1 protein-coding gene is annotated in these 1,953 nt (G+C 70.4%); it reads left to right on the top strand.

Features of this window, described 5'->3' with window-relative positions; all coding sequences use genetic code 11:
* A partial coding sequence (locus DVH02_RS33820; protein WP_147286206.1) for a type I polyketide synthase occupies positions 1-1,953 on the top strand: 1,953 nt, incomplete at both ends.

The following is a 1,953-nucleotide window of genomic DNA, read 5'->3' as shown; positions in this document are numbered from 1 at the left end:
CCTTCTTCGGCATCTCGCCGCGCGAGGCATCGGTCATGGACCCGCAGCAGCGACTGCTGCTGACCGCCTCGTGGGAGGCGCTGGAGCGCGCCGGCATCGACCCCGCCACCCTGCGCGGGGAGCAGGCGGGCGTCTTCGTCGGCAGCAGTGACCAGGGCTACGGAGCGGCGGCCGCGGCCGCTCCCGACCGGGTCGAGGGCCACATGCTCACCGGTGGCTCCGGCGCGGTTCTCTCCGGTCGGATCGCCTACACCCTCGGTTTCGAGGGCCCCGCCGTCACCATCGACACCATGTGCTCGTCGTCGCTCGTCGCACTGCACCTCGCCGTCCAGGCCCTGCGCCAGGACGAGTGCGGCATCGCCCTCGCCGCGGGCGCCACCGTCATGGCCACCCCGCGTAACTTCGTGGAGTTTTCGCGGCAGCGGGGGTTGGCGCCGGATGGTCGGTGCAAGCCGTTCGCGGCGGGTGCGGATGGTACGGGGTGGGGTGAGGGTGTTGGGGTGTTGATGCTGGAGCGGTTGTCGGACGCGCGGCGTCTGGGGCATCCGGTGCTGGCGGTTGTTCGGGGTTCGGCGGTGAATCAGGATGGTGCGAGTAATGGGTTGACGGCGCCCAATGGTCCGTCGCAAGAGCGGGTGATCCGGGCGGCGTTGGCGAACGCGCGGTTGACGCCGGATCTGGTGGACGTGGTCGAGGCGCATGGTACGGGTACGACGTTGGGTGACCCGATCGAGGCGCAGGCGCTGCTGGCCACGTACGGGCAGGGCCGCGACGCCCAGACCCCGCTGTGGCTCGGCTCCGTCAAGTCCAACATCGGTCACCTCCAGGCCAGTTCCGGGGTCGCCGGGGTGATCAAGATGGTGCTGGCCATGCGCCACGGCATCCTGCCGAAGCTGCTGCATCTCGATGAGCCCACGTCGCACGTCGACTGGTCCTCCGGCGCCGTCGAACTGCTCACGGAGAACCGGGACTGGCCCGAGACCGGGCGGCCGCGCCGCGCGGGCGTCTCCTCATTCGGCGGCAGCGGGACCAACGCCCACATCGTGCTCGAACAGGCGCCGGCCTCCGAGCCCGAGACGGAACCGGACCCCGAGGACGCTCCCGAGACTTCCTCCGTCCCGGCCGCCCTCCCGGTGTTCGCACCCGGCGCGACGCTGCCCTTCGTGTTCTCCGGCCGGGGAGCGGACGGCCTCGCGGCACAGGCCGCCCGGCTCACCGCCTTCGCCGGAGCGAGCGAGAACGCCGTACGGCCCCGGGACCTGGCCTGGTCGCTGGCCGCCACCCGCGCCGCCTTCGAGAACCGGGCCGTCGCCCTCGGCACCGACCACACCGACCTCACCCGCGCCGCCGTCGCCCTCACCTCCGGTGCGGGAGACCCGGCCCTGGTCACCGGCGCCTTCGACGTCGCACCTGACGGTGTTGTCTTTGTGTTCCCGGGTCAGGGTGCGCAGTGGGTGGGTATGGGTCGGGAGTTGTGGGAGGTGTCGCCGGTGTTTGCGGCGTCGATGGTGGCGTGTGGGGAGGCGTTGGCTCCGTTTGTGGGGTGGTCTCTTGAGGATGTGGTGCGGTCGGGTGGTGGGTTGGTTGATGTGGATGTGGTGCAGCCGGTGTCGTGGGCGGTGATGGTGTCGTTGGCTGCGGTGTGGCGTGCGGTGGGTGTGGTGCCGTCGGTGGTGGTGGGTCATTCGCAGGGTGAGATTGCGGCTGCTGTGGTGGCGGGTGGTTTGTCGTTGGAGGATGGTGCGCGGGTGGTGGCGTTGCGGTCGCGTGCGATTCGTGCGATTGCGGGTCGTGGCGGGATGGTGTCGGTGTCCCTGCCGTTGGCGGAGGTTGAAGAGCTGCTGGCGGGGTGGGTGGGGCGTATTGATGTGGCTGCGGTGAATGGTCCGGGTTCTGTGGTGGTGGCGGGTGATGCGGACGCGTTGGATGAGTTGGTGGCGCGGTGTGAGTTGG

Origin of the sequence: Streptomyces corynorhini, assembly GCF_003346515.1 — a bacterium.
GTDB classification, from domain to species: domain Bacteria; phylum Actinomycetota; class Actinomycetes; order Streptomycetales; family Streptomycetaceae; genus Streptomyces; species Streptomyces corynorhini.
This window is presented reverse-complemented; position numbering and strand designations above follow the sequence as displayed.